At 59.5% G+C, this 3901-nt stretch carries 2 protein-coding genes and 2 pseudogenes; 1 reads left to right on the top strand and 3 read right to left on the bottom strand.

Annotated elements, in window-relative coordinates:
* Positions 1-162: 162 nt before the first annotated feature.
* Positions 163-408: pseudogene (locus KH616_RS22665) on the top strand (transposase); the annotation flags it as partial.
* Positions 409-531: 123 nt separating this feature from the next.
* Here KH616_RS22665 and KH616_RS22670 read toward each other — a convergent pair.
* The 3 genes and pseudogenes from KH616_RS22670 to KH616_RS22680 all read right to left on the bottom strand — a co-directional run.
* A complete protein-coding gene (locus tag KH616_RS22670) occupies positions 532-990 on the bottom strand; it encodes a pseudoazurin (protein ID WP_292252144.1) in 459 nt (152 codons plus the stop codon).
* A gap of 56 nt (positions 991-1046) precedes the next feature.
* The gene (katG, locus tag KH616_RS22675; protein ID WP_292252145.1) at positions 1047-3218 is read right to left on the bottom strand and encodes a catalase/peroxidase HPI; all 2172 of its coding nucleotides are present in this window, start codon (positions 3216-3218) and stop codon (positions 1047-1049) included.
* A 195-nt stretch (positions 3219-3413) separates the two neighbouring features.
* Positions 3414-3737 (bottom strand): annotated as a pseudogene (locus KH616_RS22680) (MFS transporter); the annotation flags it as partial.
* Positions 3738-3901: the final 164 nt, after the last annotated feature.

Here is a 3901-nt window from a genome sequence, read left to right on the forward strand (position 1 = left end):
GGACTACTCTGGCAACTTCCTTTCACATCGTCGAGACGGTGCTGGGGACACGCTTACGGTATCAGTCAGTCGCGCGTGATTCGTCGGCGCTGCTCATGCGTATCAAGGAAATTGCGTCCACACGTGTGCACTACGGATATCGCCGAGTGCATGTGGTCCTGCACTGACAACGCCAAAGTCGAAAGCTTCAACGGACGCTTCCGCCAGGAATGCCTGAATGCGCATGGGTTCTTGTCATTGGCAGACGCGCAGAGCAAAATCGACGACTGGCGCACGTACTATAACGAGGTTCGTCCCCACTCTGCATTGCAGTGGATGACGCCCGCCGAATTCGCCCGTCAGGCAAGGGAAACCGCCTCGCCCGGCAACTCAACCAAGCCGGAAATCTCCACTTCCGACCGGGACTAATTCTGGGTCAGGGTCATCACTGTCCGCCGAACGGCAGGTTGTTTCAGCGGCCTGTTAGTCCCACGCCTCAATCAACTCTGCACCTGACCGAGCAGCCCTGTACTGCCGGCGCAGCCCTGCACATTACCGCGCAGCCACGCTTCCCGCATCGACCACCGCAAAGAGCTGGTCGAACCGCGCCTTCGCGTCACGCGGTTGCGCGACACTCCGGGCCGCAGCCTCATTCACCGGCTTCCCGACCACCACCAGGCCGACCATGCCCATCATGTAATGCGGCACGCAGCGATAGCCATAAACCCCCGGCTTGTCGAATTTCACGGTCAGATCGTCATTCACGTCGCCGGAAAAGCTTTTAGCGCCGTCCGGATGCATGCCGGGAATAAGCTGGACGCTATGCCCCTTGTCGACCGCGACAAAGTGCACGCTATCGCCCGGATTGATGCGGACAACCGCCGGCTCGAATCCCCGCTGGCCGTCCGACGTTCGATTCAACATTTTTACTTCGACCTCGGCCGCATGGCTGAACAACGAAACCATCAGCCCCATGCCCAAGATCAGCAAACCCAATACGCGCTTCTTCATCACTTTCTCCTGTGTGCTGACCGAGGCAATGCCCCGGCCAGCGGATTCACGTTCCGTCAGTCTCGCTTCAAGTCAAAGCGGTCGAGGTTCATGACCTTCGTCCACGCCTGAACGAAATCACGCGCAAACTTTTCATGTGCATCGTCGGATGCATAGACCTCGGAAACTGCCCGCAACTCCGAACTCGATCCGAACACCAGGTCGACCGGGCTTGCCGTCCACTTGAGCGCGTCCGTCTTGCGGTTGTGCCCCTCGTAGATGCCGTCTCCCTTGGACGACTTCGTCCATTTGGTCGACATGTCGAGCAGGTTGACGAAGAAGTCGTTGGTCAGGACGCCAGGACGGTTGGTCAATACACCCAGCTTCGAATGGCCGTCATTCGCATCCAGCACGCGCATGCCGCCGACGAGGACCGTCATTTCCGGTACGGTGAGCTCCAGCTTGCTTGCGCGATCGATCAACAGATCGGCAGGCGATCGTTCATTGCTCGGCGCGTAGTAGTTGCGAAATCCGTCCGCTGTCGGCTCGAGTGCCGCGAACGAGTGGACGTCGGTCTGCTCCTGCGAAGCATCCGTTCGTCCCGGTGCGAACGGAACCGGGATGTCGTATCCGGCCTTCTTCACCGCATCTTCCACTGCCGCAGTGCCGCCCAGCACGATCAAGTCAGCCAGCGACACCTGCTTGCCGTCCGTTCTGTCCTTGTTGAACTTGGCCTGAATGCCCTCCAGCACCTTCAACACCTTGGCCAGGTCCGCCGGATCGTTGACAGCCCAGTTCCGCTCCGGATCAAGACGGATGCGGGCACCATTCGCCCCGCCCCGGTAATCGGTGCCGCGGAACGACGCAGCCGATGCCCATGCGGTCTTGACCAGTTCCGCCTTGGACAGGCCGGAAGCAAGGATCTTGCTCTTGAGCTCGGCCACATCCGCTTTGCCGATCATCTTGTAATGGGCAGCGGGGAGCGGATCCTGCCAGATCAGATCGACCTTCGGGACTTCATTGCCCAGATAACGCGCCTTGGGCCCCATATCCCGATGGGTCAGCTTGAACCAGGCCTTGGCGAAGGCCAGCTTGAATTCCTCGGGATGATCCTCGAAGCGCTTGGCGATCTTGCTGTAAGACGGATCGACCGTCAGCGCGATGTCGGTCGTGAACATCATCAACGGATGCAGCTTCGACGGATCGTGCGCATCCGGCACGATGTTCTGCGCATCCTTCGGCGTCCACTGATGCGCACCCGCCGGGCTCTTGGTCAGCACCCACTCGTGACCGAGCAGGTTGTCGAGATACTGCATGGTGAAGTGAATGGGATCGGCCGACCATGCGCCTTCAAGGCCGCTGGTGATCGTATCCGCGCCCTTGCCGGTGCCGCACTTGTTGGCCCAGCCCAGGCCTTGCTGCTCGAGTCCCGCACCTGCCGGTGCCGCACCCAGACATTTATCGGGCGAGGCCGCACCGTGCGCCTTGCCGAACGTGTGGCCACCGGCGATGAGCGCGACCGTTTCCTCGTCATTCATCGCCATGCGCCCGAAGGCATCGCGAATGTCCTTCGCCGCGGCGGCCGGATCCGGATGACCGTTCGGCCCTTCCGGGTTCACGTAGATCAGGCCCATCTGCGTAGCGGCCAGCGGCTTTTCAAGTTTGCCGTTCTTGTCGCGGTTGTCCGACATGAACTTGTTCCCGGCGCCCCAATAAACCAGATCGGATTGCCAGTCGTCTTCGCGGCCGGCACCGAAGCCGAACGTCTGAAATCCCATGGATTCAAGCGCGACATTGCCGGTCAGAACCATGAGGTCGCCCCAGGAAAGACTTTGCCCGTATTTCTGCTTGACCGGCCACAACAAGCGGCGTGCTTTATCGAGGTTGGTGTTGTCCGGCCAACTGTTCAGGGGTTCGAATCGCTGCTGCGCACCGCTCGCGCCGCCACGACCGTCATACATGCGATACGTACCGGCGCCGTGCCACGCCATGCGGATAAAGAACGGGCCGTAATTGCCATAATCCGCCGGCCACCAGTCCTGCGATGTCGTCAGGGTTGTTCTGATGTCTTTCTTGACGGCCTCGAGATCGAGATGCTTGAATCTCTCGGCATAGTCGAAATCCTTGCCATACGGGTTCGATTCCGCATCGTGCTGGCGCAGCGGGGAAAGATCGAGTCGCTCCGGCCACCAGAAACTGTTCGGGTGCGGAGTGCCGTCGGCCCACGTCGAAGCGGAGCCAGTGCCCATGGTCATCACAGCGATAACTGCCAAGAACGTTTTTTTGAAATTCGTCTGCAAGTGTCCTCCTCGCAATCAGGCATAAAGTTGAAAACACGCGAGCACTGTTCTGCTCGGGTAGTGAAATGCACGCGTAATTGTCGAACGGCGTGTGACTGTATGGCCAATTGAGAGTTCTGATGCAGACAATAGGGCATGCCTATTTACTGCTGTTGACGAGATCGCACCGAAACCACTGCCGATCGAGTAAAACAGCATGCAGCACCCGACAAGCCGCGTGTGCGCCTCGGGATGCGTGCTGAATATCATGCTCTGATTGACGACGTTGATCGCCTGTCCGCCGGCATCGAGCAGGATGATGCCAACTATAAGAAGGGGAATGTGACCGTGAATGCAATGGGAAATCACGACGCGACCGGCAGAACCAGTGCAATGCCGGTCGTCACCTGACCGAGGCCTTGATCGGTCAGCTGGCCGGCACGCGCGGCGGCCAGCGCGCCGAGCGAACGCGCCAATGCTCGTATGCGACGTCATGGGGCGGGATCTTTCCTCTCCACGCCTCCGAATAGATTCGAGTCAATCCATTTTTGCCAACACTGCTTCGCTTGCAAAAATCGGGATGACCAATGAATACATTGGCGCTGACGGGTTTCAGGTAGTGGCGGCGAGACGCGGGCTGATGTTGCAGGGCG

Source organism: Burkholderia sp., from assembly GCF_018375725.1.
Classification (GTDB): Bacteria; Pseudomonadota; Gammaproteobacteria; order Burkholderiales; family Burkholderiaceae; genus Burkholderia.